Consider the following 25,439-nt stretch of genomic DNA (forward strand, 5'->3'; position numbering starts at 1 on the left):
CAAGGCCCTCTTCTTCAGCGAGAGGTGAAACCATGCCGGGTATAGAAGCCCTCGCCGAACGGCTGTCGACTTACCTGGGCCCCGAACAGGTCAACCTGGTTCGCCGGGCCTACTTCTACGCCGAGCAGGCCCACGATGGCCAGCGCCGCCGCAGCGGCGAGCCCTACGTGACCCATCCGCTGGCGGTCGCCAGCATCCTCGCCGACATGCACATGGACCATCAGAGCCTGATGGCGGCCATGCTGCACGACGTGATCGAAGACACCGGCATCGCCAAGGAAGCCTTGAGCCAGCAATTCGGCGAGACCGTCGCCGAACTGGTCGACGGGGTCAGCAAGCTGACCCAGATGAACTTCGAGACCAAGGCCGAGGCGCAGGCCGAGAACTTCCAGAAGATGGCCATGGCCATGGCCCGCGATATCCGCGTGATCCTGGTCAAGCTGGCCGACCGCCTGCACAACATGCGCACCCTGGAAGTGCTGTCCGGCGAAAAACGCCGACGCATCGCCAAGGAAACCCTCGAGATCTACGCCCCCATCGCCAACCGCCTGGGGATGCACACCGTGCGCGTCGAGTTCGAGGACCTCGGTTTCAAGGCCATGCACCCGATGCGTTCGTCGCTGATCCACCGGGCGGTCAAGAGCGCGCGGGGCAACCGCAAGGAAATCGTCGCCAAGATCGAGACCTCGCTGGCCAACTGCCTGGCCGCCGACGGCATCCAGGGCGAGGTCAGCGGCCGGCAGAAACACCTCTATGGCATCTACAAGAAGATGCGCGGCAAACGCCGCGCCTTCACCGAGATCATGGACGTGTACGCCTTCCGCATCATCGTCGACAAGGTCGACACCTGCTACCGCGTGCTCGGCGCCGTGCACAACCTGTACAAGCCGCTGCCGGGCCGGTTCAAGGACTACATCGCGATCCCCAAGGCCAACGGCTACCAGTCGTTGCACACCACGCTGTTCGGCATGCACGGCGTGCCCATCGAGATCCAGATCCGCACCCGCGAAATGGAAGAGATGGCCAACAACGGCATTGCCGCGCACTGGCTGTACAAGTCCAACGAGGAAGAACAACCCAAGGGCAGCCACGCCCGCGCCCGCCAGTGGGTCAAGGGCATCCTCGAGCTGCAGCAGCGCGCCGGCAACTCGCTGGAATTCATCGAGAGCGTGAAGATCGACCTGTTCCCGGACGAGGTCTACGTCTTCACCCCCAAAGGCCGGATCATGGAGCTGCCCAAGGGCTCCACCGCCGTCGACTTCGCCTACGCGGTGCACACCGACGTCGGCAACAGCTGCATCGCCTGCCGCATCAACCGCCGCCTGGCGCCACTGTCCGAGCCACTGCAGAGCGGCTCCACCGTCGAGATCGTCAGCGCCCCGGGCGCCCGGCCGAACCCGGCCTGGCTCAATTTCGTGGTCACCGGCAAGGCACGCACGCACATCCGCCACGCCCTCAAGCAACAGCGCCGCTCCGAGTCCATCAGCCTCGGCGAGCGCCTGCTGAACAAGGTGCTGACCGGCTTCGACAGCAGCCTGGAAAAGATCCCCCAGGAACGCATCCAGTCGATCCTCGCCGAGTACCGCCTGGAACTGCTCGAGGACCTGCTCGAGGACATCGGCCTGGGCAACCGCATGGCCTACGTGGTCGCCCGCCGCCTGCTGTCCGCCGAAGGCGAGCAACTGCCGGCGCCGGAAGGCCCGCTGGCGATCCGCGGCACCGAGGGCCTGGTGCTCAGCTACGCCAAGTGCTGTACCCCGATCCCGGGCGATCCGATCGTCGGCCATCTGTCGGCCGGCAAGGGCATGGTCGTGCACCTGGAAGACTGCCGCAACATCAGTGAAGTCCGCCACAACCCTGAGAAGTGCCTGCAGCTCTCCTGGGCCAAGGACATCACCGGCGAGTTCAACGTCGAACTGCGCGTCGAACTGGAACACCAGCGCGGCCTGATCGCGCTGCTGGCCAGCAGCGTCAACGCCGCCGACGGCAACATCGAGAAAATCAGCATGGACGAACGCGACGGCCGTATCAGCGTGGTCCAACTGGTGGTCAGCGTGCACGACCGCGTGCACCTGGCCCGCGTGATCAAGAAGCTGCGCACCTTGACCGGCGTGGTCCGCATCACCCGGATGCGTGCGTAGTCCGCCAACCGCAAGGAGTCATCATGAGCAAGACCGTCATCACCAGCGACAAGGCCCCTGCCGCCATCGGCACCTACTCGCAAGCGATCAAGGCTGGCAATACCGTGTACATGTCGGGCCAGATCCCGCTCGATCCGAAGACCATGGAGCTGGTCGAAGGCTTCGAAGCCCAGACCGTCCAGGTGTTCGAGAACCTGAAGTCGGTGGCCGAAGCCGCTGGCGGTTCGTTCAAGGACATCGTCAAGCTGAACATCTTCCTCACCGACCTGAGCCACTTCGCCAAGGTCAACGAAATCATGGGCCGTTACTTCGAACAGCCTTACCCGGCCCGCGCCGCCATCGGCGTAGCTGCTCTGCCGAAGGGTGCCCAGGTCGAGATGGACGCGATCCTGGTCCTCGAGTAATACCCCCGGTGACGGGCGCCACGCCCGTCACCATCCTCTCCTGCCCCAAGGTTTCCCCCATGCGCCACGCATTGCCTCTCGCGCTGGCAGCCCTGCTCCTGGGCGGCTGCGCCAGCCACAAACCCGAAGACTTCAACGGCACCTGGATCAACCAGGCCGCCATCGACGCCGCCCGCAAAGGCACCAGCCTGCGTCAGGCCCTCGACGCCCAGGGCCCGGTGTTCGAATGGAAGATCGACGTCAAGAACCAGCAGGCCAGCTTCAGCAATGGCTTCGAGGCTGCCGACGGGCGCCTGAGCGCCAACGAGAAGGACTGGCAGGTCAGCTTCGAAGGTGGCCTGGTCGAACAGCTCAAGCTCGACGGCGACGAGTTGCTGGCGATCGACCCGTCCGGTCACCAGCAAACCTTCGTGCGCAGCGAAGGCCCTCAGAACGCGCCGCTGGGCGGCAGCTTCGAGAAGGCGCTGTACCAGCAATACCTGGGCGGCGACTGGAAGATCGTCGAAGGCCAGGGCAAGGGCGCCGTGGTGCGCTTCAGCGACACCGGCAACGTCACCGGCCTGCCCGGCCCCGACCGCTTCGCCCTGTGCCTGGCGGGCGACTGCGCGACCATGGGCGATGGCAACGACAGCCTGTGGCTGGAGCGCAACCAGCGTGGCGCGCCGTGGATCTTCAAGCGCGACGGCGACACCCTGGAAATCTTCCAGGCGGTGAACCGCGCCCAGCCGGATGAAATGCCGCAACTGGCCGCCGGTGCGCGGCAGTGGGTGCTGGAGAAAGACTGAAGCACGCACGCCCTCTGTAGGAGCGGCCTTGCGCCGCGAAAGGGCTGCGAAGCAGCCCCAGGATCTCAGAGTTGCCGGGGCCGCTGCGCGGCCCTTTCGCGGCGCAAGGCCGCTCCTACAGGGGGGCGCATCAAGCCTTGAAGGTTAGTTTCTTCCCTCGAGAATGGCCGCATACCCCTCTTTATAGCTCGGGTACTGCGGCACCCATCCCAACGCCCGCGCCCGCGCATTGCTGCAACGCTTGCTGCCGGTGCGCCGCACCCGCTGCTCATCCGACCACTGGGTAACGCCCAGGTATTCACGCAGCCAGGCCACCACCTCGGCCAGCGGCGCCGGATCGTCATCCACGCCGATATAGCAGTCATCCAGCGCAACACCCCGGGCATCGGCCCGCAGCAGGTGCGCCATCAGGCCGGCGGCATCCTCGGCATGAATGCGATTGCCGTACAACGGTGGCTCCTCGGCCACGCGATAACCCTGGCGCACCTGACTCAGCAACCACTCGCGCCCCGGACCATAGATGCCGGTCAGGCGCACGATCGTCGCGGGAATGCCGCTGTCCAGCGCCAGCCGCTCGGCCTCGAGCATTACCTTGCCGGAATAGCCCTCGGGCTGCGTGGCTGCCGCTTCGGCAATCCATTCACCGTCCTGCTGCGCATACACGCTGCTACTGGACACGAACACCAGGCGTCGCGGCCGCTGCCCTTTCGCCGCCAGCCATCCCAGCACATGGCGCAAACCTTCGACATAGGCCGCCTGGTAGCCGGCTTCATCGTGCTGGCTGGCCGCCACGCAATACACCAGGTAATCAGGCCCCTGCTCAGGCCAGGCGCTCGGTATCTGCGGCTCGGCCAGATCGGCGGCGATCGGCCGAACCCCTTCGGGCAACTGATCGACCGAACGGCGCAAGCCGCTGACCTGCCAGCCTTGAGCAAGCAGTTGACGGGCCAGGCGGCTGCCCACATCACCGCAACCCACGATCAAAGCTGAAACGTCTGACATACCAAACCTCCTAATGCGAAAGGCACAGGCTATCGGGTTAGCGCGATAAACGGCTATACCAAGGTCAAAAAAAGCAACAGTATTACTTTTGTTAACAAGAATTACTTGCAATAATGGCGACCCTGTCTGTTCTCGGCCTGCTTCGAGGCCTTGAAGAACTCAACCCATTTCTCTTCATCAGGTCCGGCCAGCATGACACGTACTCAACCTTCCGCTTCGCCAACCCCGTCGCGCGCCTGGCGCGCCATTGCCGCGCTGATGTTCAGCCTGGTACTGGCCCCGGCAGCCATGGCCGATGAGCCTGTCGCCGCCACCCCGGCACCCGCCGCTGCCGCCGCTCCGGCCACGCCTGCCGCCGAAGGCCAGGCCCCGGTCGCCGCGCCTGCTGACGCAAATGCGCCGGTGGAAGGTCAGGCTCCAGCCGACGAGAACGTGCAGGCGATGGTCGAAGACACCTCGCTGGGCATGGCCCACGACCTGTCCCCATGGGGCATGTACAAGAACGCAGACGTGGTGGTGAAGGCCGTGATGATCGGCCTGGCCATCGCCTCGATCATCACCTGGACCATCTGGATCGCCAAGGGCTTCGAGCTGATGGGCGCCAAGCGCCGCCTGCGTGGCGAGATCGCCGCCCTGAAGCGCTCGGTAAGCTTGAAAGAGGCCAGCGAGGTGTCGAACAAGGAAGGCACCCTGGCCCACACCCTGGTGCATGACGCCCTCGAAGAGATGCGCCTGTCGGCCAACGCCCGCGAGAAGGAAGGCATCAAGGAACGCGTCAGCTTCCGCCTGGAGCGCCTGGTAGCCGCCAGTGGCCGCACCATGAGCAGTGGCACCGGCGTACTGGCCACCATCGGTTCCACCGCGCCGTTCGTCGGCCTGTTCGGCACCGTGTGGGGCATCATGAACAGCTTCATCGGCATCGCCAAGACCCAGACCACCAACCTCGCCGTGGTCGCCCCGGGCATCGCCGAGGCCCTGCTGGCCACCGCCCTGGGCCTGGTCGCCGCGATCCCGGCCGTGGTCATCTACAACGTCTTCGCCCGCTCCATCGCCGGCTACAAGGCACAGGTGTCCGACGCCTCCGCCCAGGTGCTGCTGCTGGTCAGCCGCGATCTGGACCACCAGGGCAGCGAGCGCGCCGCCCCGCACATGGTGAAAGTGGGGTAAGCCATGGGCCTGCATCTCAACGAAGGTGGCGATGACCTCGCCGAGAACCACGAAATCAACGTCACGCCGTTCATCGACGTGATGCTGGTGCTGCTGATCATCTTCATGGTCGCGGCGCCCCTGGCCACGGTCGACATCAAGGTCGACCTGCCCGCCTCGACCGCGAAGCCCGCGCCGAGGCCCGAGAAGCCGGTGTTCGTCAGCGTCAAGGCCGACAAGAAGCTCTACCTCGGCGATGACGAGGTGGCCCAGCGCGACCAGCTTGGCGCCATGCTCGACGCCAAGACCAAGGGCGACAAGGAAACCACCATCTTCTTCCAGGCTGACAAGGGCGTCGATTACGGCGACCTGATGGAAGTGATGAACACCATGCGCGCCGCCGGCTACCTCAAGGTCGGCCTGGTCGGACTCGAGACGGCAGCCAAGAAATGACGAAAACGCGCTCAAACATGGCGCGCTACGGTGGCAGCCTGGCGATCGTGCTGGGTGTGCACGCGGTCGCCGTGCTGCTGACGCTCAACTGGTCGGTGCCCCAGGCCCTCGAGTTGCCGCCGGCAGCGATGATGGTCGAGCTGGCACCGCTGCCCGAGCCCGCGCCGCCGCCGCCGCCCAAGGCCGCCCCGAAACCGCCGACGCCGGTCGAGGAACCGCCGCTGCCGAAGCTGGCAGAGGCGCCGAAGCCGAAGATCGCCATCCCCAAGCCACCCAAGCCCAAGGCCAAGCCACAGCCGCCCAAGCCCGAGAAGAAGCTTGAGCCGCCAAAGGACGAGCCACCGGCCAAGGACGATGTCGCGGACACCCCGCCGAGCAACACGCCACCGCAGAAGTCGGCGGCGCCGCAGCCGAGCATCGCGTCCAACAGCAACGCCCTGCCGAGCTGGCAGAGCGACCTGCTGCGCCACCTGGCTAAGTACAAGAAGTACCCCGAGGACGCTCGCCGTCGTGGACTGCAGGGCATCAACCGCCTGCGCTTCGTGGTCGACGCCGAAGGCAAGGTGGTCTCGTACGCGCTGGCCGGCGGTTCAGGCAGCGCGGCGCTGGACCGGGCCACGCTGGAGATGATCCGCCGTGCCGGCACGGTGCCCAAGCCTCCGGCGGAGTTGCTGAACAATGGCACGATCGAAGTCGTCGCGCCGTTCGTCTACTCGCTGGACCGACGTTGACGTTTTTTGTTTCTGTCACAAAACGGCAAGTCTGATAACGTGCGTCTATCAATTGCAGCCGCTATGCTGGGGCCGCAACTTCATGGACGCACGTTATGACCCTCACCGAACTTCGCTATATCGTCACCCTCGCGCAAGAGCAGCACTTCGGCCACGCGGCCGAGCGTTGCCACGTCAGCCAGCCGACCCTGTCGGTGGGCGTGAAGAAGCTCGAGGACGAACTCGGCGTGCTGATCTTCGAGCGCAGCAAGAGCGCGGTGCGCCTCACGCCGGTCGGCGAGAGCATCGTCGCCCAGGCGCAGAAGGTACTGGAGCAGGCCCAGGGCATCCGCGAGCTGGCCCAGGCCGGCAAGAACCAGCTGACCGCGCCACTCAAGGTCGGCGCCATCTACACCGTCGGCCCCTATCTGTTCCCGCACCTGATCCCGCAGCTGCACCGCGTGGCGCCGCAGATGCCGTTGTACATCGAGGAGAACTTCACCCACGTGCTGCGCGAAAAGCTGCGCAACGGCGAACTGGACGCGGTGATCATCGCCCTGCCGTTCAACGAGGCCGACGTGCTGACCCTGCCGCTGTACGACGAGCCGTTCTGCGCCTTGATGCCGGCCGACCACCCGTGGACCGCCAAGGACACCATCGACACCGCCATGCTCAACGACAAGAGCCTGCTGCTGCTCGGCGAGGGTCACTGCTTCCGCGACCAGGTACTCGAGGCCTGCCCGACCCTGAACAAGGGTGGTGAAGGCTCCAAGCACACCACGGTCGAGTCTAGCTCGCTGGAAACCATCCGCCACATGGTCGCCTCGGGCCTGGGCGTGTCGATCCTGCCGCTGTCGGCGGTGCACAGCCATCATTACGCGCCGGGCGTCATCGAAGTCCGTCCGCTGACCGCGCCCGCACCGTTCCGCACCGTGGCCATCGCCTGGCGTGCCAGCTTCCCGCGGCCGAAGGCCATCGAGATCCTCGCCGACTCGATCCGCCTCTGCTCGGTGGCCAAGCCGCCGGTGGAACAACCGGCCTGAACCCATGACCGAGCTGTCGAACGTCCCGGTCACCACACTCAAGGGCGTAGGCGACGCCATGGCGGAAAAACTCGCCAAGGTCGGCCTGGAGAACCTGCAGGACCTGCTGTTCCACCTGCCGCTGCGCTACCAGGACCGCACCCGCGTGGTGCCCATCGGCCAGTTGCGTCCAGGCCAGGACGCGGTGATCGAGGGCGTGGTCAGCGGGGCCGACGTGACCATGGGCAAGCGCCGCAGCCTGGTGGTGCGCCTGGGCGACGGCAGCGGTACGCTGAGCCTGCGCTTCTACCATTTCAGCAATGCGCAGAAGGAGGGCCTCAAGCGTGGCACCCACCTGCGCTGCTATGGTGAAGCCCGCCCCGGCGCCTCGGGGCTGGAGATCTACCACCCGGAATACCGGGCACTGAACGGCGACGAAGCACCGCCGCCGGTCGAACAGACGCTGACACCGATCTACCCGACCACCGAAGGCCTGACCCAACAGCGCCTGCGCCTGCTGTGCCAGCAGAGCCTCGGCCTGCTCGGCCCGCGCAGCCTGCCCGACTGGCTGCCCGACGAACTGGCCCGCGACTACCAGCTGGCGCCGCTCAGCGACGCCATCCGCTACCTGCACAACCCGCCGGCAGACGCCGACCTCGACGAACTCGCCGAAGGCCATCACTGGGCCCAGCACCGCCTGGCCTTCGAAGAGCTGCTGACCCACCAGTTGTCGCAGCAACGCCTGCGCGAGAGTCTGCGCAGCCTGCGGGCGCCTGTACTGCCCAAGGCCAGCCGGCTGCCGGCGCAGTACCTGGCCAACCTCGGCTTCAGCCCGACCGGCGCCCAGCAGCGCGTCGGCAACGAGATCGCCTACGACCTCAGCCAGGCGGAGCCGATGATGCGCCTGGTGCAGGGCGACGTCGGCGCCGGCAAGACCGTGGTCGCCGCCCTGGCGGCGCTGCAGGCCCTGGAGGCCGGCTACCAGGTGGCGTTGATGGCGCCCACCGAGATCCTCGCCGAGCAGCATTTCATCACCTTCAAGCGCTGGCTCGAGCCATTGGGCATCGAAGTCGCCTGGCTGGCCGGCAAGCTCAAGGGCAAGGCCCGCGCCAGTGCCCTGGAGCAGATCGCCAATGGCGCGCCCATGGTGGTCGGCACCCACGCGCTGTTCCAGGACGAAGTGCAGTTCAAGCACCTGGCCCTGGCGATCATCGACGAACAGCACCGCTTCGGCGTGCAGCAGCGCCTGGCCCTGCGCAAGAAGGGCGTCATGGGCCAGCTGTGCCCGCACCAGCTGATCATGACCGCCACGCCGATCCCGCGCACCCTGGCCATGAGCGCCTATGCCGACCTGGACACTTCGATCCTCGACGAGCTGCCGCCCGGGCGCACCCCGGTGAACACCGTGCTGGTCGCCGACAGCCGCCGCTTCGAGGTGGTCGAGCGGGTCCGCGCTGCCTGCGCCGAAGGCCGCCAGGCCTATTGGGTGTGCACCCTGATCGAAGAATCCGAGGAACTGACCTGCCAGGCTGCCGAGAGCACCTTCGAGGAGCTGGGCAGCGCCCTGGGCGAGCTGCGCGTGGGCCTGATCCACGGGCGCATGAAGCCTGCGGAAAAGGCCGCGGTGATGGCCGAGTTCAAGGCCGGCGACCTGCAACTGCTGGTGGCCACCACGGTGATCGAGGTCGGCGTCGACGTGCCCAATGCCAGCCTGATGATCATCGAGAACCCCGAGCGCCTGGGCCTGGCCCAATTGCACCAGCTGCGTGGCCGGGTCGGCCGTGGCAGCGCGGTGAGTCACTGCGTGCTGCTCTACCACCCGCCGCTGTCGCAGATCGGCCGTGAGCGCCTGGGCATCATGCGGGAAACCAACGACGGATTCGTCATAGCAGAGAAGGACCTGGAATTGCGTGGCCCCGGCGAGATGCTCGGGACCCGCCAGACCGGCCTGCTACAGTTCAAGGTCGCCGACCTGATGCGCGACGCCGACCTGCTGCCGGCCGTGCGCGACGCCGCCCAGGCCCTGCTGGCACGCTGGCCCGACCACGTCAGCCCGCTGCTCGACCGCTGGCTGCGCCACGGTCAACAATATGGCCAGGTGTGACGCCCGTCCCATAATGGATCCAGCTTGGCGGCCAGGCTGGTTATACTTCGCGTTTACAGAATGATTGGATACAGGCCATGACTGAAGTTGCCCTGGATACCGCAACCCTACACGCACCGTCTGTCATCCGGCTGTTGCTCGACAAGCTCGGCGTCAGCTTCCGCGAGGTGCCCGAGCACCCGGGGCTGCCGGCCGCCTCGCGGGTACAGGCCGTGCTGCTCGATGACGAGATCGGTGCCTTGATGGTGCTGTTCCCGCAAAGCCAGTTGCTGGACCTCAAGCGCCTCGAAGAGCTGACCGGCCGCAAGCTCAAGGCCGTGCCGCTGGAGCGCCTGAAGCAGATGCTCGACAAGCATCACCTCAAGGCCCTGCCGGCGATTCCCGCCCTGACCAGCTCGCCGTGCCAGTACGAAAAGAGCTTGCTCGACAACGAGACGGTACTGATCCAGTCCGGCGAAGCCGGCCTGCTCCTGGAAATCGGCAGGACGGCCTTCAAGAAGATGCTGTTCAAGGCCAGCGCCAGCACCTTCGGCCAGCAGATCAGCGATATTCGCCTGAGTTTCGACCCGTTGGACGGCCCTCCCAAGGAAGTCATCCGCGCCGTCCAGGCCTTCACCGCCCGTCGCATCCAGCAACGCCTGGAGCAGACCATCGAGATTCCGCCGCTGGCCGACACCGCGCAGAAGATCATCAAGCTGCGCGTCGACCCCAATGCCAGCATCGACGACATCACCGGCGTGGTGGAGACCGACCCGGCCCTGGCCGCGCAGGTGGTCAGCTGGGCTGCCTCCCCGTACTACGCCTCGCCCGGCAAGATTCGCTCGGTGGAGGACGCCATCGTCCGTGTGCTGGGCTTCGACCTGGTGATCAACCTGGCCCTCGGCCTGGCGCTGGGCAAGACCCTGAGCCTGCCCAAGGACCATCCGCAACAGGCCACGCCGTACTGGCAGCAGTCGATCTACACCGCCGCGGTGATCGAGGGCCTGACCCGCGCCATGCCGCGCGCCGAGCGCCCGGAAGCGGGCCTGACCTACCTGGCCGGCCTGCTGCACAACTTCGGCTACCTGTTGCTGGCCCATGTCTTCCCGCCGCATTTCTCGCTGATCTGCCGCCACCTGGAGGTCAACCCGCACCTATGCCACAGCTATGTGGAACAGCACCTGCTGGGGATCAGCCGTGAACAGATCGGGGCCTGGCTGATGAAGCTGTGGGACATGCCCGATGAGCTGTCCACGGCCCTGCGTTTCCAGCACGATCCGGCGTACGACGGCGATTATGCGGCGTTCCCCAACCTGGTGTGCCTGGCGACGCGCCTGCTGCGCGCCCGGGGGATCGGCTCGGGGCCGAAGGATGAGATCCCGGATGCCCTGCTCGAGCGCCTGGGGCTGACTCGAGAGAAGGCCGAAGAGGTGGTGAACAAGGTGCTGGAGGCCGAGGCCCTGCTGCGCGAACTGGCGTCGCAGTTCCACGCGCCGCACTCGCATTAAGATCACCCTGTAGGAGCGGCCTTGTGCCGCGAAAGGGCTGCGCAGCAGCCCCAGCTGGTCTGCGCCATTATTGAAATTGCTGGGGCCGCTTCGCAGCCCGTTCGCGGCACAAGGCCGCTCCTACAGAGAAGCTCTGCGCCTGAAATGTCAGGCCTTCTTCTTCGGCTTCAGGTACTTCATCAAGCCCTGGAACCAGATCACCAGCGCCGGATTGCCCTTGATCTGAATGTTCTTCTCCTGAATCCCCTGCATGAACGCCAGCTGCTTGTTACCGGCCTGCAGCGTGGCGAAGCCGTAGGCGGCGTCCTTGAAGGCGATGGCGAAGGCCGGCTGCGGGTGCAGGCCGCCCTTGCTGCTGATGCGCAGGTCCTTGACGATGAAGTGCCGGGCGACCTTGCCGTCGAGCGTCTGCATCTGGAAGACCAGGTCCTTGTCCTGCAGCTGCTGCTGGAACGCCGGGTTGTTGCGGCTGGCCTTGGCCATCAGCAGCCCCATGGCCCAGAGAAGAAAGCGAAACTTCATCAACACGCCTCGAATGAAAAGTGACTGAGTCGCGCAGTTTATCCGTTTCTCGCCCTGTTTATGCAAGTTCGCCGCATTTGCTTACCAGAAACGCAACGGGCGCCTCCAGGCGCCCGTCTGGTGAACCTGTTCGGTCACTTTTTCTTGGCAGGCTTGGCCGGTGCGTTGACGCTGTCGCGCAGGTTCTTGCCCGGCTTGAAGGCGACGGTGTTGCTGGCCTTGATCTTGACCGGCTGGCCGGTCTGCGGGTTCTTGCCGGTGCGGGCGCCACGGTGGCGTTTTTCGAAGGTGCCGAAACCGACCAGGGTGACGGTGTCCTTGTCGAGCGCGCCGGTGATGCTGTCGAGAATCGCGTTGAGGACCTGGTTGGCCTTTTCCTTGGTCAGATCGGCCTTTTCGGCGATGACGGCGGCGAGTTCTGGTTTACGCATAGTGAAGCCTCTTTGACGGGATTTCTTGTTGTTATGCCGTGCTGCCGAAGGGAGCAGCGTTCAAGGCACCGCAGGCTCTAGGCTGCGGCAGACGCCAGTGAGGATGGCACGCCGACCGGGGCCGCGCCAGTATCTGGGCGGCCATTGTCGCGGCAAGAACAGGATAATTCCGACAGAACGCCAGCTATTTACGCCATCAAGGGTGGCAACTGGCGATTCAGCGCCAGTTTCTCCATGACCGCGCCGCCGGTCAGGGCGTAGCCCAGCAGCTGGCCATCGGCACCGTGGCAGAGCACTTTCAGGTCGGCGCCGCTGCCTTCGACCACCCAGGTGCCCTCATGGCCGGGCGGCACCGGGGATACCACCAGCGGACAGGCCGGGGTCTTCACGGTGACCGGCATCGGGCCGTAGGCCACCGCGGTCGGGTTACCGGCCAGGGTCTGGGCCAGGGCACGGGCGCAGGTCATCAGCGGCATGACGTACAGCAGGTTGATGCCATCGACCTCGGCACAGTCGCCCAGGGCGAAGATGTTGGCATGGGAGGTACGCAGCTGGCGGTCCACCGCGACGCCACGGTTGACCCGCAACCCCGCCGCTGCCGCCAGGTCGGTGCGCGGACGCAGGCCGATGGCCGACACCACCAGGTCACAGGGAATCACGCTGCCATCTGACAAGTGCGCTTCGAGCGCCTCCCCTGCACGCTGCAGGCGGGTCAGCACCGGGCCGAGGTGAAAGCGCACGCCCAGCCCTTCCAGGCCCGCCTGTACGGCCGCGGCGGCAGCTGGGTGCAGCAGGGTCGGCATCACCTGCTCACAGGGGGCGACGACCTCGCACTGCAAGCCGCCCAGACTGAGGTCGTTGGCGAACTCGCAACCGATCAGGCCGGCACCGAGGATCAGCACACGCTGCTTGCCCGCGGCCGCGGCGCGAAAGCGTGCGTAGTCCTCCAGGTCGTTGATCGGGAAGATCAGCTCACCCGCATCGCCTTCGACCGGCACCTGCACGGTCTGCGCGCCCCAGGCCAGCACCAGGTCGCGGTACTCCACCGCTTCCTCGCCGATCCACAGGCGCTTGTGGCCCGGGTCGATGCCGCTGATTCGGGTATGGGTGCGAATCTCGGCCTTGAGCTGCTCGGCCATGGCGCCCGGCTCGGCCATGCACAGGCCGTCGGCGTCCTTCTGCTTGGCGAAGCCGGTGGACAGCATGGGCTTGGAGTAGGAGCGACCGTCGTCGGCGGTGATCAGCAACAACGGCGTGTCGCCGTCGAGCTTGCGAAACTCTCGCGCCAGGTTGTAGCCGGCAAGGCCGGTACCGATGATCACCACGGGGGACGTCATGTCGTGCGTTCCTTCTTCAAGCCAGGGTTGCGATCAGCCAATGGCGATCATTTCGAAATCACTCTTGCCCACGCCGCAGTCGGGGCACAGCCAGTCTTCCGGTACGTCCTCCCAACGGGTGCCGGGGGCGATGCCGTCGTCCGGCCAGCCTTGGGCCTCGTCGTAGATCAGGCCGCAGACAATACATTGCCACTTCTTCATTTACTGCTGTTCCTCGGTCAGGCTTAAGGGTGCGTTGCAGCTGACGGCCTCATCGCGGGGCAAGCCCGCTCCTACAAGGGGCGCGCAGTTCCCGAGGGCTGCGCTGTACCTGGGGGAGCGGGCTTGCCCGCGAAGGGGCCACCGCGCAATTCGTGGGGGCTTTGTACTGGCCCTGCCAGCAGTATGCAAGCAGTCCGGGCAAACATGCTAAGCTCGCCGCCTCTCTGGCCTGTATCAAGCATACCGACGTGCCGTACGAAACCCCGCAAGCAGCCGCTGTCGCGTGGCTGGCGTATCCGCAGCTGGCGACCAGCCTCGACCAGCCGACCCTGGGCTGGCTGTTCGACGAAGGCTCCCTGACCCGTCGCCTGACCCGCCTCTCCCACGACCACTTCAGCGTCACCCCCCTGTTCGAGGGCTGGCAGCCTCTGCGCGATGACGAATGCGCCGCCTTGAGCCTTGCCCCCGGCGCCCAGGGCTGGGTGCGCGAGGTCTACCTGCGCGGCCATGGCCATCCGTGGGTGTTCGCCCGCAGCGTGGCCAGCCGCACGGCGCTGGAACGCGGCGGGCTGGACCTGGAGACCCTGGGCAGCCGCTCGCTGGGCGAGCTGCTGTTCTGTGACCAGGCGTTCGTCCGCCACCCGATCGAAGTGTGCAGTTATCCACAGCCCTGGCTGCCCGCTGAGGTCGCCAGCGCGGGGCTTTGGGGGCGACGCTCGCGCTTCGAGCGTGACGGCCTCGACCTGCTGGTGGCCGAGGTGTTCCTGCCCGCTATGTGGCACGCGGCCAAGGAGGAGAACCGCTGATGTACCTGCAACTGCTCAAGTCGCTCAACCGCCTGCACCCACGGGCCTGGGACTTCATCCAGCTGAGCCGCATGGACCGCCCGATCGGCATCTACCTGCTGCTGTGGCCGACGCTGTCGGCGGTGTGGATCGCCGGCAACGGCTCGCCGACCCTGGCCAACGTGCTGATCTTCGGCCTCGGCGTGGTGCTGATGCGCGCCGCCGGCTGCTGCATCAACGACTTCGCCGACCGCAAGGTGGACGGCCACGTCAAGCGCACCGCCGACCGGCCACTGGCCAGCGGCCGGGTCAAACCCCGCGAAGCGCTGGTGTTGTTCGCCCTGCTGGTGGGGGTAAGCTTCCTGCTGGTGCTGTGCACCAACGCCACCACGGTGTGGCTGTCGTTCGGCGCGGTCGCCCTGGCGTTCTGCTACCCGTTCATGAAGCGCTACACCTACTACCCGCAGGTGGTGCTGGGCGCCGCCTACTCCTGGGGTATCCCGATGGCCTTCACTGCCGCGGGCGGCGAGCTGCCGGCCAGTGCCTGGCTGCTGTACATCGCCAACCTGCTGTGGACGGTGGGCTACGACACCTACTACGCCATGGTGGATCGCGACGACGACCTGAAGATCGGCGTGAAATCCACCGCCATCCTGTTCGGCGAGGCCGACCGGGTGATCATCCTGACCTTGCAGCTGCTGTCGCTGGGCTGCCTGCTGCTGGCGGGCAACCGCTTCGAGCTGGGCGGCTGGTTCCACCTGGGGCTTCTGGCGGCGGTGGTGTGCTTCGCCTGGGAGTTCTGGTCGACACGCAAGCTGGATCGGGAGTCGTGCTTCAAGGCGTTTCTGCACAACCATTGGGCGGGGATGCTGATCTTTGGCGGGGTGGTGCTGGATTACGCGTTGCGCTGAACTTCATCGCACCCTGTGGGAGCGGGTTTACCCGCGAATGCGATGGTGCAGCGAAAATCGCATTCGCGGGTAAACCCGCTCCCACAGGGTCAGGTAACAACCTTCAGGGCTTGGCGACGTGCCAGACGTCCTTCATGCCATCGCCGGTGGTCTCCCCGGCCTTCTTGTCCTTGACGAAGGTGTACAGCGGCTTGCCGTCATAGGCCCACTGCATCGAGCCATCGTCACGAGTGACGTGGCTCCACTTGTCCTTCGGCGCCTCGTCGTCCTTCTTCACCATCAACGGCGGCCAGTTCTTGGCGCACTCGCCGTTGCACATGGACTTGCCACCGGCATCCTTGTCGAAGGTGTACAGCGTCATGCCGTCATGATCGACCCACATGCCGTCCTTTTCCATGGCGTGATGAGCCGACGCCACCCCCGGCACTGCCAGCGCAGCGCAAAGGGCCATCCAGCTCAGCGTATGTCGTGTCATTGGAATCACCATTGTTTCGGGGGGTTGGAGGGTTTGCACGCCGCTCAGGCGGCCCCCTGAAGCCTAGTCCAGTCACGCAATGTCGCCAGAATGGCCAACACCCTGTCACACAGCTGCAATAATTCCGTTATCTAATGCGGGCCAAGACACCGTTCCTGGGAGAGGTAATTGAGCATGGTTGGCAGAAACATTCTGATCGTCGACGACGAAGCGCCTATCCGCGAGATGATCGCCGTTGCATTGGAAATGGCCGGCTATGACTGCCTCGAGGCCGAGAACTCGCAACAGGCCCACGCCATCATCGTCGACCGCAAGCCGGACCTGATCCTGCTCGACTGGATGCTCCCGGGCACTTCGGGCATCGAGCTGGCCCGCCGCCTCAAGCGCGACGAACTGACCGGCGACATCCCGATCATCATGCTCACCGCCAAGGGTGAAGAAGACAACAAGATCCAGGGCCTGGAAGTCGGTGCCGACGACTACATCACCAAGCCGTTCTCGCCCCGCGAGCTGGTGGCGCGCCTGAAGGCCGTGCTGCGCCGCACCGGCCCGAGCGACAGCGAGGCGCCGATCGAAGTCGGCGGCCTGCTGCTCGACCCAATCAGTCACCGCGTGACCATCGACGGCAAGCCGGCCGAGATGGGTCCTACCGAATACCGCCTGCTGCAGTTCTTCATGACCCACCAGGAGCGCGCCTACACCCGTGGCCAGTTGCTCGACCAGGTCTGGGGCGGCAACGTCTACGTCGAGGAACGCACCGTCGACGTGCACATCCGTCGCCTGCGCAAGGCGCTGGGTGAAGCCTATGAAAATCTGGTACAAACCGTCCGCGGCACCGGCTATCGCTTCTCGACCAAGAGCTGATCGAAGCCCCGGCGCCCGCTGTACAAGGACTGTCAATTGAACCAGAACTGGCACGCGACCCTGATTCGCCACATGCTCCTGCTGATCACCGCCTGCCTGATCGGCGGGCTGGTCAGCGGCTACTACGGCTGGAGCCTGGCCATCGGCCTGGCCCTGTATTTGGGCTGGACGCTGAAGCAACTGCTGCGCCTGCACGACTGGCTGCGCAACCACCAGCCCGACGAGGCGCCACCCGACGGCTACGGCCTGTGGGGCGAGGTGTTCGACAGCATCTACCACCTGCAGCGTCGCGACCAGCGCGTGCGAGGTCGCCTGCAGGCAGTGATCGACCGGGTCCAGGAGTCCACCGCGGCCCTGCGCGACGCGGTGATCATGCTCGACAGCGAAGGCAACCTGGAATGGTGGAACCGCGCCGCCGAGACCCTGCTGGGCTTCAAGACGCCGCAGGACGGCGGCCAGCCGGTGACCAACCTGGTGCGCCACCCGCGCTTCAAGGAGTACTTCGAGTCGGACAACTACGCCGAGCCGCTGGAGATCCCGTCGCCGATCAACGACCGCCTGCGCGTACAGCTGCACCTGACCCGCTACGGCAACAACGAACACCTGATGCTGGTGCGCGACGTGACCCGCATCCACCAGCTCGAGCAGATGCGCAAGGACTTCGTCGCCAACGTCTCCCACGAGCTGCGCACGCCGCTGACGGTGATCACCGGTTACCTGGAGACGCTGCTGGACAACGTCGAGGACGTGAATCCACGCTGGAGCCGCGCCCTGCAGCAGATGAGCGCGCAAGGCTCGCGCATGCAGACCCTGCTCAACGACCTGCTGCTGCTGGCCAAGCTCGAGGCCACCGACTACCCCTCCGACAACCAGCCGGTGCTGGTCGACACCCTGCTCAGTGCCATCAAGAACGACGCCCAGGCCCTGTCCGGCCCGCGCAACCAGCGCATCAGCCTGGAGGCGGCGCCTGGCATTCGTCTCAAGGGCAGTGAGTCGGAACTGCGCAGCGCGTTCTCCAACCTGGTGTTCAACGCGGTCAAGTACACCCAGGACGAAGGCAATATCCGCATCCGCTGGTGGGCCGACGAACAGGGCGCGCACCTGAGCGTGCAGGACTCGGGGGTGGGGATCGAGGCCAAGCACCTGCCACGCCTGACCGAACGCTTCTACCGGGTCGACTCCAGCCGCGCGTCGAATACCGGAGGCACCGGGCTGGGGCTGGCGATCGTCAAGCATGTGCTGATGCGCCATCGCGGGCGGCTGGAAATCAGCAGCGTGCCGGGGCATGGCAGCACCTTTACCTGCCACTTCGCGCCAGCGCAATTGGTGTCAAGCAAAGCCTGAATCATCGCGGGGCAAGCCCGCTCCCACGCACTGCCTAAGCGATCGTGGGAGCAGGCTTGCCCCTTGATGGGACGCATCCCCTTTGCTTTTGCGGCTCCAGCCGCTACATTGGATCCCCCGTGCCAGCCATCGCTGGCACTTTTTTTCTCTTCAATTCAAAGACGGACCCCGTAAAAACTCCATCATGGACCCTTCCCCTGGTATCAGCCTCACCTCGTTGTTCGCCGATTTCGGCATGATTCTCTTCGCCTTGTTCCTGGTGCTGCTCAACGGCTTCTTCGTTGCCGCCGAGTTCGCCATGGTCAAGCTGCGTTCCACCCGGGTCGAATCCATCGCCGAGCTGCATGGCTGGCGTGGCAGCATCCTGCGCAAGGTGCACAACCAGCTCGACGCCTACCTGTCGGCCTGCCAGCTGGGCATCACCCTCGCCTCCCTGGGCCTGGGCTGGGTAGGCGAGCCGGCGTTCGCCCATCTGCTCGAGCCGCTGCTGGCCGCCGTGGGCGTGGACAGCCCCGAGCTGATCAAGGCGATCTCGTTCTTCGTCGCCTTCTTCGTGATCTCCTACCTGCACATCGTGGTCGGCGAGCTGGCACCGAAGTCCTGGGCAATCCGCAAGCCGGAGTTGCTGTCGCTGTGGACCGCCGTGCCGCTGTACCTGTTCTACTGGGCGATGTACCCGGCGATTTACCTGCTCAACGCCAGCGCCAATACCATCCTGCGCATCGCCGGCCAAGGCGAGCCCGGGCCGCACCACGAGCACCACTACAGCCGCGAGGAGCTCAAGCTGATCCTGCACTCCAGCCGCGGCCAGGACCCGAGCGACCAGGGCATGCGCGTGCTGGCCTCGGCCGTGGAGATGGGCGAGCTGGAGGTGGTCGACTGGGCCAACTCCCGCGAGGACATGGTCAGCATCGACGCCCATGCGCCACTGAAGGAAATCCTCGCCCTGCTGCGCCGCCACAAGTTCAGCCGCTACCCGCTGTATGACGCCGAGCGCGAGGAGTTCACCGGCCTGCTGCACATCAAGGACCTGCTGCTGGAACTGGCCGAGCTGGATCACCTGCCCGAGACCATCGACCTCGAAGACCTCGCCCGCCCGCTGGAGCGCGTGTCGCGGCACATGCCGTTGGCCCAGCTGCTGGAGCAGTTCCGCAAGGGCGGCGCGCACTTCGTGCTGGTGGAGGAAGCCGATGGCAAGGTGATCGGCTACCTGACCATGGAAGACGTGCTGGAAGTGCTGGTCGGCGATATCCAGGACGAACACCGCAAGACCGAGCGCGGCATCCTAGCCTATCAGCCAGGCAAGCTGCTGGTACGCGGTGATACGCCGCTGTTCAAGGTCGAGCGCCTGCTGGGCGTCGACCTCGACCACATCGAAGCGGAAACCCTGGCCGGCCTGGTCTACGAGACCCTCAAGCGCGTGCCCGAGGAAGAGGAAGTGCTGGAGGTCGAAGGCCTGCGCATCATCATCAAGAAGATGAAAGGGCCGAAGATCGTGCTGGCCAAGGTGCTGAAGCTGGATTGATGTCCCTGGGGCTGCTTTGCAGCCCTATCGCGGCACAAGGCCGCTCCTACAGTAGATCGCATTCCCCTGTAGGAGCGGCCTTGTGCCGCGAAAGCCTCAAGGGTTGCCGGCAGTAAAATCCGGCAACCCGCCAATCGGCCGGTCGAACTGATACGGTATCGACTCCAGCGCCAACCCCACATTGCGCTGTACCACGAAATGCAGGTGCGGCCCGCTGCTGTTGCCGGTATTGCCCGACTTGGCCAGCGCCTGCCCCTGGACCACCCGCTGCCCCTCGCCCACCACCACCGAGCCGCGCATCAGGTGCAGGTACACGCCCATGGTGCCGTCCGGGTGCAGGATCCTGACGAAGTTGCCCGCCGGGTTGTTGCCCCGCCCGCTCTGGTTGTTCTCGATCTTCACCACCACCCCACCCCGCGCCGCGATGATCGGCGTGCCCTCGGGCATGGCGATGTCCATGGCATAGCGCCCCTTGGGCCCGAAGTGGCTGAAGCGGCCATTGGGACCCTGGCTCAGACGAAACGGCCCGCCCTTCCAGGGGAAGGGATAGCGATAGCCCTGCGGGCGCTGGCCCGGGTCGCCCATGGCATAGCGAAACTTGGTGTCGTACCTGAGGCTGCTCCCCTGGCGGGCCTGGACCACGCTCAGCACCTGGGTCGAGCGCGGCGGCACCAGCCGTCGGACGATGCGCGGGGCGTTGCCGCCCTGGGCATTGGCCAGGCGCTCCACGCGCAGCTCTACCTCCATGGGCACGAACAGTTCGTTGCGGGCGACAAAGCGCACGCCACCGGCAAAGGGCTCGGTCTTCAGGCGAACCTGGCCATCCAGGCGCTCGACCATGGGCTCACGGAACACAAAGGCTTTCGACCCAGGGCTCGGTCGGTCGGAGTAGGAGACCACGCCGAAGGTGTCGGTAGTCTTGTAGACGGTCATGCCCAGGCACGACGCCGAGGCCGTGAGCAAGGCACAGAACAGCAGCAGGCGGGCGGGCGGCATGATGGTGGCTTTTTGACAGTTGTGTTCTGTCGAAGCCTAGCAGCCGGATTTGAGAGGGATATGACAGTTGGTCGGATGGTGACTGCAGGAGCGGCTTGCGCGGCGTATGGCACCCGCTTCGCGGGTGATCGCGGGACAAGCCCGCTCCTACAGGGCCCAGGGTGGCGTCAGGCGCCGGGCGTGAAGTGCTTCTGCGCCGTGCCGCGAGCGATCAGCCGCGACAGGTAGTCGAGCTTCTGCGCATCCTGGTCGACGAACTTGAAGGTCAGTTGCAGCCAGTCGCTCTCAGGCTTGGGTTCCAGCGCCGCAATGGCGTGCAGGTAGCCGTTCAGCCGCGCCGTTTCGGCATTCTCGCCTTGCTCCAGGTCCAGCACCGCGCCTTCGAGCACCTGCGGCAGGTTGGTGCCGCGGCGCACCACCAGCAGGGCTTCCTTGAGGCTCAGGGCCTTGATCATGCACGGCTGGGTGCCACTGGACAGGCGCAGTTGGCCTTGGCCACGGCCAGTCTGGGCCGCGGCGGCGGCAGTCTTCGGCGTCGGTGCGTTGATCAGTGGCTTGGCAGCAGCGGCAACAGGCGCCGGAGCCGCGACCTTGGCCGCTTCCGGGCGACCGCCGGTCAGGGCGCTGAGCGAGTCGTTGGCGAAGGCCGAGTTGACCCGCGCCGGCGCGCTGGACATCAGGGCATCGAGCTTGCCGATCTTGGTCAGCGACTTCTTCACCTTGGTCAGCAGCTGCTCGTTGGTGAACGGCTTGCCGACGAAATCGGAAACACCGGCCTGGATGGCCTGGATCACGTTTTCCTTGTCACCACGGCTGGTCACCATGATGAACTGCATGGTCTTCATCTCTTCCTGCTGGCGGCACCAGGTCAGCAGCTCGAGGCCGGACATCTCGGGCATCTCCCAGTCGCACAGGACCAGGTCGAAACGTTCCTTGCTCAGCATGGCCATGGCCTTGCGACCGTTGACCGCGTCCTCGATCACCACGCCGGGAAAGGCGTTGCGCAGGCACTTTTTTACCAGGTCGCGGATGAACGGGGCATCGTCCACGACCAGCACATTCACTTTACTCATCGATACTCCTCTTGAATCCCGGCTAGCATACCGCCGACTGATGGCCATTTGCCAAACCACTGGTCACGCCGGGACTTCTCACACGGTTCGCGGGTGCCTGCTGGTGCTCGACCGCAAACGAAAACGCCCGGCGGTTGCCGGGCGTTCATGCTCGGGAGCAATCCTATTTATCGTCCGGTTCAGCCGGAACATTAGCGATTTCGCCCTCATCGAACGCTTCGCCCTGCACCTCGGCTTTCATGCGCTTGAGGCCCATGTGGCGCACGTCGGTGCCACGCACCAGGTAGATCACCAGCTCCGAAATGTTGCGCGCGTGGTCGCCGATGCGCTCCAGCGAACGCAGGGCCCAGATCACGCTGAGTACACGGGAGATCGAGCGTGGGTCTTCCATCATGTAGGTGACCAGTTCGCGCAGTGCGGTCTTGTATTCGCGGTCGATGGTCTTGTCGTACTGGGCCACCGACAGCGCCAGGTCGGCGTCGAAGCGGGCGAAGGCGTCCAGCGCGTCGCGGACCATGTTGCGCACCTGGTCGCCGATGTGGCGCACCTCGACGTAGCCGCGCGGCGACTCGCCTTCCTCGCACAGCTGGATGGCGCGACGGGCGATCTTGGTCGATTCGTCACCGATGCGCTCCAGGTCGATCACCGACTTGGAGATGCTGATGATCAGGCGCAGGTCGGAGGCCGCCGGCTGGCGACGGGCGAGGATGCGCACGCACTCCTCGTCGATGTTGCGTTCCATCTGGTTGATCTGTTCATCGACCTCGCGCACCTGCTGGGCCAGGCCCGAATCGGCCTCGATCAGCGCGGTGACGGCGTCGTTCACCTGTTTCTCGACCAGGCCGCCCATGGCCAGCAGGTGGCTGCGCACCTCCTCGAGCTCGGCATTGAACTGCTGGGAGATGTGGTGGGTAAGGCTTTCTTTGTTGATCATCGTTTCGCTCCGCGAAGCAGCTGCAAGCTTCAAGTGATTCGTGTCGTTCCCTGGCCTGTAGGAGCGGCCTTGTGCCGCGAAAGGGCCGCGAAGCGGCCCCAGGATTTCAGCCGTGATGCAAAAATCGCCGGGGCTGCTTTGCAGCCCTTTCGCGGCACAAGGCCGCTCCTACACAAGCACCCTGTGGCCAATAGTTAGCCGTAGCGACCGGTGATGTAGTCTTCGGTCTGCTTCTTCGCCGGGTTGGTGAACAGGGTGTCGGTGTCACCGAATTCGACCAGTTTGCCCATGTACATGAACGCGGTGTAGTCCGATACGCGGGCCGCCTGCTGCATGTTGTGGGTGACGATGACGATGGTGTACTTGGATTTCAGTTCGTAGATCAGCTCTTCGACCTTCAGGGTCGAGATCGGGTCCAGCGCCGAGCACGGTTCGTCGAGCAGCAGCACTTCCGGCTCCACGGCGATGGTGCGGGCGATCACCAGACGCTGCTGCTGGCCACCGGACAGGCCCAGGGCCGAGTCGTGCAGGCGGTCCTTGACCTCATCCCACAGCGCCGCGCCCTTCAGCGCCCACTCGACGGCCTCGTCGAGCACACGCTTCTTGTTGATGCCTTGGATACGCAGGCCGTAGACCACGTTCTCGTAGATGGTCTTGGGGAACGGGTTGGGTTTCTGGAACACCATGCCCACGCGGCGGCGCAGCTCGGCCACGTCCTCGCCCTTGCGGTAGATGTTGCTGCCGTACAGGTTGATGGCGCCTTCCACGCGGCAGCCATCGACCAGGTCGTTCATGCGGTTGAAGGTCCGCAGCAGCGTGGACTTGCCGCAGCCGGACGGGCCGATGAAGGCGGTCACGCGCTGCTTGGGGATGTTCAGGCTGACGTCGAACAGCGCTTGCTTGTCGCCGTAGAACAGGGACAGCCCAGGTACTTCGATGGCCACGGTCTCTTCGGCCAGGCGCAGGCTCTGCTTGTCGCGGCCCAGGGCCGACATGTCGATGCCGTGGGCGTGGGATTCATGCTGCATGGTCAACTCCATACGCTATCAATTCGTTTCAAAGGGCCGCCCGGTGTTCGGGCGGCACGCTTGCAATCAGGATCAGTGGTCGAGGGCCTTGTACTTCTCGCGCAGGTGGTTACGGATCCACACCGCCGAGAGGTTGAGGGTGGCGATCACCAGCACCAGCAACAGCGCGGTGGCGTACACCAGCGGCCGCGCGGCCTCGACGTTGGGGCTCTGGAAGCCGACGTCGTAGATGTGGAAGCCCAGGTGCATGATCTTCTGGTCCAGGTGCAGGTACGGGTAGTTGCCGTCCACCGGCAGCGACGGCGCCAGCTTCACCACACCCACCAGCATCAGCGGGGCCACTTCGCCGGCGGCGCGGGCCACCGCGAGGATCATGCCGGTCATCATGGCCGGGCTGGCCATCGGCAGGACGATCTTCCACAGGGTCTCGGCCTTGGTCGCGCCCAGGGCCAGCGAGCCCTCGCGTACCGTGCGCGGAATCCGCGCCAGGCCTTCCTCGGTAGCCACGATCACTACCGGTACCGCCAGCAGCGCCAGGGTCAGCGAGGCCCACAGCAGGCCGGGGGTGCCGAGGGTCGGCGCCGGCAGCGACTCGGGGAAGAACAGCCTGTCGATCGAGCCACCCAGCACATAGACGAAGAAGCCCAGGCCGAACACGCCGTAGACGATCGCCGGAACACCGGCCAGGTTGTTCACCGCGATGCGGATCAAGCGGGTCACCGGACCCTGCTTGGCGTATTCGCGCAGGTAGACCGCGGCCAGCACGCCGAACGGGGTGACGATCACGGCCATGATCAGGGTCATCATCACGGTGCCGAAAATGGCCGGGAAAATACCGCCTTCGGTGTTGGCCTCACGCGGGTCGTCGCTGAGGAACTCCCAGACCTTGGCAAAGTAGGCGCCCATCTTGGTCAGGCCGGACATGGCGTTCGGCTGGATGGCGTGGACCACCTTGCTCAGGTTGATCTCCACCTCGCGGCCGTTGCCGTCGCGGGCTACCAGGCTGTCGCGGGCGAAGGCCTGGTGCAGGCCGGTCAGGCGCTCCTCGATGGCCTTGTAGCGATTGTTCAGCTCGGCGCGCTCGGCGTCCATGTCGGCCTGGGCGGCGGCATCCAGCTTGCCATCCAGTTCCAGCTTGCGGCCGTGCAGGCGCAGGCGCTCGAGGCCATGGTTGATGGCGCCGATGTCCTTCTTCTCCAGCTTCACCAGCTGGTCGTTGAGTTCGCTGGCGCGCTTGAGGCGCGTCTGCAGCTCAGTCCAGGCCTCGGGGCCCTGGGCGACCACGCGGCCTTCTTCCTTGACGCTGACCAGGTAGCCATAGAAGTTGCCCCACTCGCGGCGCTCCAGGGCAATCAGGTCGACAGGCTTTTGCTGGTCGACCAGCCACTCGCCCACGACCCAGGTGAAGTCAGTACCGTTGAGGTCACGGTTACCGACCTTGATCAGCTCGCGGGTCATGAACTCCGGGCCCTGCTCGGGCACCGGCAGGCCGGCACCCTTGAGGCGTTCGCGGGGTACTTCTTCCTTCTGCACCACTTCACCGATGACCACGTGGTCGGCCTGGCCCGGCACATTGTAGGTGGCCTGGACCAGGTCGGCCGGCCAGAAGTGGCCCAGGCCGCGCACGGCGATCACGGCCAGCAGGCCGACGGTCATGATGACCGCCATGGCGACCGCGCCACCACTGATCCAGACGCCGGGGGCGCCGCTCTTGAACCAGCCTTTGAGGGAATCCTTTTTCACGGATCTCTACCTTTCT

At 65.4% G+C, this 25,439-nt stretch carries 25 protein-coding genes; 14 read left to right on the forward strand and 11 right to left on the reverse strand.

Annotated elements, in window-relative coordinates; all coding sequences use genetic code 11:
- The first annotated feature begins 32 nt into the window (after nt 1–32).
- The 3 genes from spoT to VUG52_RS26700 are packed head-to-tail and all read left to right on the forward strand — an operon-like array spanning nt 33 to nt 3,330.
- The gene (spoT, locus tag VUG52_RS26690; protein WP_028689950.1) at nt 33–2,141 is read left to right on the forward strand and encodes a bifunctional GTP diphosphokinase/guanosine-3',5'-bis pyrophosphate 3'-pyrophosphohydrolase; all 2,109 of its coding nucleotides are present in this window, start codon (nt 33–35) and stop codon (nt 2,139–2,141) included.
- Nucleotides 2,142–2,164: 23 nt separating this feature from the next.
- Nucleotides 2,165–2,545 (forward strand): RidA family protein, encoded by a 381-nt coding sequence (locus tag VUG52_RS26695; protein ID WP_028689951.1) that lies wholly within the window; start codon nt 2,165–2,167, stop codon nt 2,543–2,545.
- A 59-nt stretch (nt 2,546–2,604) separates the two neighbouring features.
- Entirely contained in the window at nt 2,605–3,330 is a 726-nt protein-coding gene (locus tag VUG52_RS26700) for a hypothetical protein (protein ID WP_331832286.1), read from the forward strand.
- Nucleotides 3,331–3,474: 144 nt separating this feature from the next.
- Here VUG52_RS26700 and VUG52_RS26705 read toward each other — a convergent pair whose 3' ends face one another.
- Nucleotides 3,475–4,332, reverse strand: a complete 858-nt coding sequence (locus tag VUG52_RS26705) for an SDR family oxidoreductase (RefSeq protein WP_050707537.1) — start codon at nt 4,330–4,332, stop codon at nt 3,475–3,477.
- A 192-nt stretch (nt 4,333–4,524) separates the two neighbouring features.
- Between VUG52_RS26705 and exbB the strand changes: the two genes are divergently transcribed.
- From exbB to VUG52_RS26735, 6 genes are all read left to right on the forward strand, one after another.
- Nucleotides 4,525–5,499, forward strand: coding sequence for a tonB-system energizer ExbB (gene exbB, locus VUG52_RS26710; RefSeq protein ID WP_262952252.1), 975 nt, complete (start codon nt 4,525–4,527; stop codon nt 5,497–5,499).
- 3 nt (nt 5,500–5,502) lie between these two features.
- Complete coding sequence (gene exbD / locus VUG52_RS26715) at nt 5,503–5,931, forward strand: TonB system transport protein ExbD (protein ID WP_023632733.1); 429 nt, start codon at nt 5,503–5,505, stop codon at nt 5,929–5,931.
- Nucleotides 5,928–6,662 carry an energy transducer TonB gene (locus VUG52_RS26720; protein ID WP_028689955.1) on the forward strand — a complete coding sequence of 245 codons (735 nt, stop codon included), beginning with the start codon at nt 5,928–5,930 and terminating at the stop codon, nt 6,660–6,662. The genes exbD and VUG52_RS26720 overlap by 4 nt, the downstream gene beginning before the upstream one ends.
- A gap of 95 nt (nt 6,663–6,757) precedes the next feature.
- A complete protein-coding gene (locus VUG52_RS26725; protein WP_028689956.1) occupies nt 6,758–7,684 on the forward strand; it encodes a hydrogen peroxide-inducible genes activator in 927 nt (308 codons plus the stop codon).
- Nucleotides 7,685–7,688: 4 nt separating this feature from the next.
- The gene (recG, locus tag VUG52_RS26730) at nt 7,689–9,767 is read left to right on the forward strand and encodes an ATP-dependent DNA helicase RecG (protein WP_331832287.1); all 2,079 of its coding nucleotides are present in this window, start codon (nt 7,689–7,691) and stop codon (nt 9,765–9,767) included.
- Between the two features lie 77 nt (nt 9,768–9,844).
- Nucleotides 9,845–11,254 carry an aminoacyl-tRNA deacylase and HDOD domain-containing protein gene (locus VUG52_RS26735; protein ID WP_331832288.1) on the forward strand — a complete coding sequence of 470 codons (1,410 nt, stop codon included), beginning with the start codon at nt 9,845–9,847 and terminating at the stop codon, nt 11,252–11,254.
- A 147-nt stretch (nt 11,255–11,401) separates the two neighbouring features.
- Here VUG52_RS26735 and VUG52_RS26740 read toward each other — a convergent pair whose 3' ends face one another.
- The 4 genes from VUG52_RS26740 to VUG52_RS26755 all read right to left on the reverse strand — a co-directional run bounded on the left by VUG52_RS26740 (nt 11,402) and on the right by VUG52_RS26755 (nt 13,745).
- A complete protein-coding gene (locus tag VUG52_RS26740) occupies nt 11,402–11,776 on the reverse strand; it encodes a hypothetical protein (RefSeq protein WP_050707542.1) in 375 nt (124 codons plus the stop codon).
- Between the two features lie 134 nt (nt 11,777–11,910).
- Nucleotides 11,911–12,207 (reverse strand): HU family DNA-binding protein, encoded by a 297-nt coding sequence (locus VUG52_RS26745; protein ID WP_050707543.1) that lies wholly within the window; start codon nt 12,205–12,207, stop codon nt 11,911–11,913.
- 188 nt (nt 12,208–12,395) lie between these two features.
- Entirely contained in the window at nt 12,396–13,544 is a 1,149-nt protein-coding gene (locus VUG52_RS26750) for an NAD(P)/FAD-dependent oxidoreductase (protein ID WP_331832289.1), read from the reverse strand.
- Nucleotides 13,545–13,577: 33 nt separating this feature from the next.
- The gene (locus tag VUG52_RS26755; RefSeq protein WP_028689962.1) at nt 13,578–13,745 is read right to left on the reverse strand and encodes a rubredoxin; all 168 of its coding nucleotides are present in this window, start codon (nt 13,743–13,745) and stop codon (nt 13,578–13,580) included.
- A 248-nt stretch (nt 13,746–13,993) separates the two neighbouring features.
- On the opposite strand from VUG52_RS26755, the gene VUG52_RS26760 reads away from it, so the two are divergent.
- Together VUG52_RS26760 and ubiA are read left to right on the forward strand one after the other, a co-directional pair.
- Nucleotides 13,994–14,551, forward strand: coding sequence for a chorismate--pyruvate lyase family protein (locus VUG52_RS26760; protein WP_050707624.1), 558 nt, complete (start codon nt 13,994–13,996; stop codon nt 14,549–14,551).
- Nucleotides 14,551–15,441: a 4-hydroxybenzoate octaprenyltransferase gene (ubiA, locus tag VUG52_RS26765; protein ID WP_050707545.1), complete on the forward strand. Its 891-nt coding sequence runs from the start codon at nt 14,551–14,553 to the stop codon at nt 15,439–15,441. Before VUG52_RS26760 ends, ubiA begins: the two co-directional genes overlap by 1 nt.
- 103 nt (nt 15,442–15,544) lie before the next feature.
- Here ubiA and VUG52_RS26770 read toward each other — a convergent pair whose 3' ends face one another.
- Nucleotides 15,545–15,916: a COG4315 family predicted lipoprotein gene (locus VUG52_RS26770; protein ID WP_050707546.1), complete on the reverse strand. Its 372-nt coding sequence runs from the start codon at nt 15,914–15,916 to the stop codon at nt 15,545–15,547.
- A 174-nt stretch (nt 15,917–16,090) separates the two neighbouring features.
- On the opposite strand from VUG52_RS26770, the gene phoB reads away from it, so the two are divergent.
- The 3 genes from phoB to VUG52_RS26785 all read left to right on the forward strand — a co-directional run bounded on the left by phoB (nt 16,091) and on the right by VUG52_RS26785 (nt 19,649).
- Nucleotides 16,091–16,780 carry a phosphate regulon transcriptional regulator PhoB gene (gene phoB / locus VUG52_RS26775; protein ID WP_003253341.1) on the forward strand — a complete coding sequence of 230 codons (690 nt, stop codon included), beginning with the start codon at nt 16,091–16,093 and terminating at the stop codon, nt 16,778–16,780.
- A gap of 72 nt (nt 16,781–16,852) precedes the next feature.
- On the forward strand, nt 16,853–18,124 hold the full coding sequence (phoR, locus tag VUG52_RS26780) for a phosphate regulon sensor histidine kinase PhoR (RefSeq protein ID WP_331833195.1): 1,272 nt from the start codon (nt 16,853–16,855) through the stop codon (nt 18,122–18,124).
- A 184-nt stretch (nt 18,125–18,308) separates the two neighbouring features.
- Nucleotides 18,309–19,649, forward strand: a complete 1,341-nt coding sequence (locus VUG52_RS26785) for a hemolysin family protein (RefSeq protein WP_050707548.1) — start codon at nt 18,309–18,311, stop codon at nt 19,647–19,649.
- A 96-nt stretch (nt 19,650–19,745) separates the two neighbouring features.
- Here the strand turns inward: VUG52_RS26785 and VUG52_RS26790 are convergent, their stop codons facing one another.
- The 5 genes from VUG52_RS26790 to pstA form a co-directional block, all read right to left on the reverse strand.
- Nucleotides 19,746–20,645 (reverse strand): peptidoglycan DD-metalloendopeptidase family protein, encoded by a 900-nt coding sequence (locus VUG52_RS26790; protein ID WP_331832291.1) that lies wholly within the window; start codon nt 20,643–20,645, stop codon nt 19,746–19,748.
- 167 nt (nt 20,646–20,812) lie between these two features.
- On the reverse strand, nt 20,813–21,718 hold the full coding sequence (locus VUG52_RS26795; RefSeq protein ID WP_050707550.1) for a response regulator: 906 nt from the start codon (nt 21,716–21,718) through the stop codon (nt 20,813–20,815).
- 163 nt (nt 21,719–21,881) lie between these two features.
- Nucleotides 21,882–22,652, reverse strand: a complete 771-nt coding sequence (phoU, locus tag VUG52_RS26800; protein WP_023630537.1) for a phosphate signaling complex protein PhoU — start codon at nt 22,650–22,652, stop codon at nt 21,882–21,884.
- A gap of 194 nt (nt 22,653–22,846) precedes the next feature.
- Complete coding sequence (gene pstB, locus VUG52_RS26805; protein WP_262950919.1) at nt 22,847–23,680, reverse strand: phosphate ABC transporter ATP-binding protein PstB; 834 nt, start codon at nt 23,678–23,680, stop codon at nt 22,847–22,849.
- 72 nt (nt 23,681–23,752) lie between these two features.
- Nucleotides 23,753–25,423 carry a phosphate ABC transporter permease PstA gene (gene pstA / locus VUG52_RS26810; RefSeq protein WP_262950917.1) on the reverse strand — a complete coding sequence of 557 codons (1,671 nt, stop codon included), beginning with the start codon at nt 25,421–25,423 and terminating at the stop codon, nt 23,753–23,755.
- Nucleotides 25,424–25,439: the final 16 nt, after the last annotated feature.

It is taken from the genome of Pseudomonas sp. LH21 (assembly GCF_036549575.1).
Lineage (GTDB): Bacteria > Pseudomonadota > Gammaproteobacteria > Pseudomonadales > Pseudomonadaceae > Aquipseudomonas > Aquipseudomonas peradeniyensis.

Excerpts from the sequence above, each read along its gene's own strand:
- spoT (WP_028689950.1), top strand. The coding sequence starts at position 33 with ATGCCGGGTATAGAAGCCCTCGCCGAACGGCTGTCGACTTACCTGGGC.
- VUG52_RS26695 (WP_028689951.1), top strand. The coding sequence starts at position 2,165 with ATGAGCAAGACCGTCATCACCAGCGACAAGGCCCCTGCCGCCATCGGC.
- VUG52_RS26700 (WP_331832286.1), top strand. The coding sequence starts at position 2,605 with ATGCGCCACGCATTGCCTCTCGCGCTGGCAGCCCTGCTCCTGGGCGGC.
- VUG52_RS26705 (WP_050707537.1), bottom strand. The coding sequence starts at position 4,332 with ATGTCAGACGTTTCAGCTTTGATCGTGGGTTGCGGTGATGTGGGCAGC.
- exbB (WP_262952252.1), top strand. The coding sequence starts at position 4,525 with ATGACACGTACTCAACCTTCCGCTTCGCCAACCCCGTCGCGCGCCTGG.
- exbD (WP_023632733.1), top strand. The coding sequence starts at position 5,503 with ATGGGCCTGCATCTCAACGAAGGTGGCGATGACCTCGCCGAGAACCAC.
- VUG52_RS26720 (WP_028689955.1), top strand. The coding sequence starts at position 5,928 with ATGACGAAAACGCGCTCAAACATGGCGCGCTACGGTGGCAGCCTGGCG.
- VUG52_RS26725 (WP_028689956.1), top strand. The coding sequence starts at position 6,758 with ATGACCCTCACCGAACTTCGCTATATCGTCACCCTCGCGCAAGAGCAG.
- recG (WP_331832287.1), top strand. The coding sequence starts at position 7,689 with ATGACCGAGCTGTCGAACGTCCCGGTCACCACACTCAAGGGCGTAGGC.
- VUG52_RS26735 (WP_331832288.1), top strand. The coding sequence starts at position 9,845 with ATGACTGAAGTTGCCCTGGATACCGCAACCCTACACGCACCGTCTGTC.
- VUG52_RS26740 (WP_050707542.1), bottom strand. The coding sequence starts at position 11,776 with ATGAAGTTTCGCTTTCTTCTCTGGGCCATGGGGCTGCTGATGGCCAAG.
- VUG52_RS26745 (WP_050707543.1), bottom strand. The coding sequence starts at position 12,207 with ATGCGTAAACCAGAACTCGCCGCCGTCATCGCCGAAAAGGCCGATCTG.
- VUG52_RS26750 (WP_331832289.1), bottom strand. The coding sequence starts at position 13,544 with ATGACGTCCCCCGTGGTGATCATCGGTACCGGCCTTGCCGGCTACAAC.
- VUG52_RS26755 (WP_028689962.1), bottom strand. The coding sequence starts at position 13,745 with ATGAAGAAGTGGCAATGTATTGTCTGCGGCCTGATCTACGACGAGGCC.
- ubiA (WP_050707545.1), top strand. The coding sequence starts at position 14,551 with ATGTACCTGCAACTGCTCAAGTCGCTCAACCGCCTGCACCCACGGGCC.
- VUG52_RS26770 (WP_050707546.1), bottom strand. The coding sequence starts at position 15,916 with ATGACACGACATACGCTGAGCTGGATGGCCCTTTGCGCTGCGCTGGCA.
- phoB (WP_003253341.1), top strand. The coding sequence starts at position 16,091 with ATGGTTGGCAGAAACATTCTGATCGTCGACGACGAAGCGCCTATCCGC.
- phoR (WP_331833195.1), top strand. The coding sequence starts at position 16,853 with ATGCTCCTGCTGATCACCGCCTGCCTGATCGGCGGGCTGGTCAGCGGC.
- VUG52_RS26785 (WP_050707548.1), top strand. The coding sequence starts at position 18,309 with ATGGACCCTTCCCCTGGTATCAGCCTCACCTCGTTGTTCGCCGATTTC.
- VUG52_RS26790 (WP_331832291.1), bottom strand. The coding sequence starts at position 20,645 with ATGCCGCCCGCCCGCCTGCTGCTGTTCTGTGCCTTGCTCACGGCCTCG.
- VUG52_RS26795 (WP_050707550.1), bottom strand. The coding sequence starts at position 21,718 with ATGAGTAAAGTGAATGTGCTGGTCGTGGACGATGCCCCGTTCATCCGC.
- phoU (WP_023630537.1), bottom strand. The coding sequence starts at position 22,652 with ATGATCAACAAAGAAAGCCTTACCCACCACATCTCCCAGCAGTTCAAT.
- pstB (WP_262950919.1), bottom strand. The coding sequence starts at position 23,680 with ATGCAGCATGAATCCCACGCCCACGGCATCGACATGTCGGCCCTGGGC.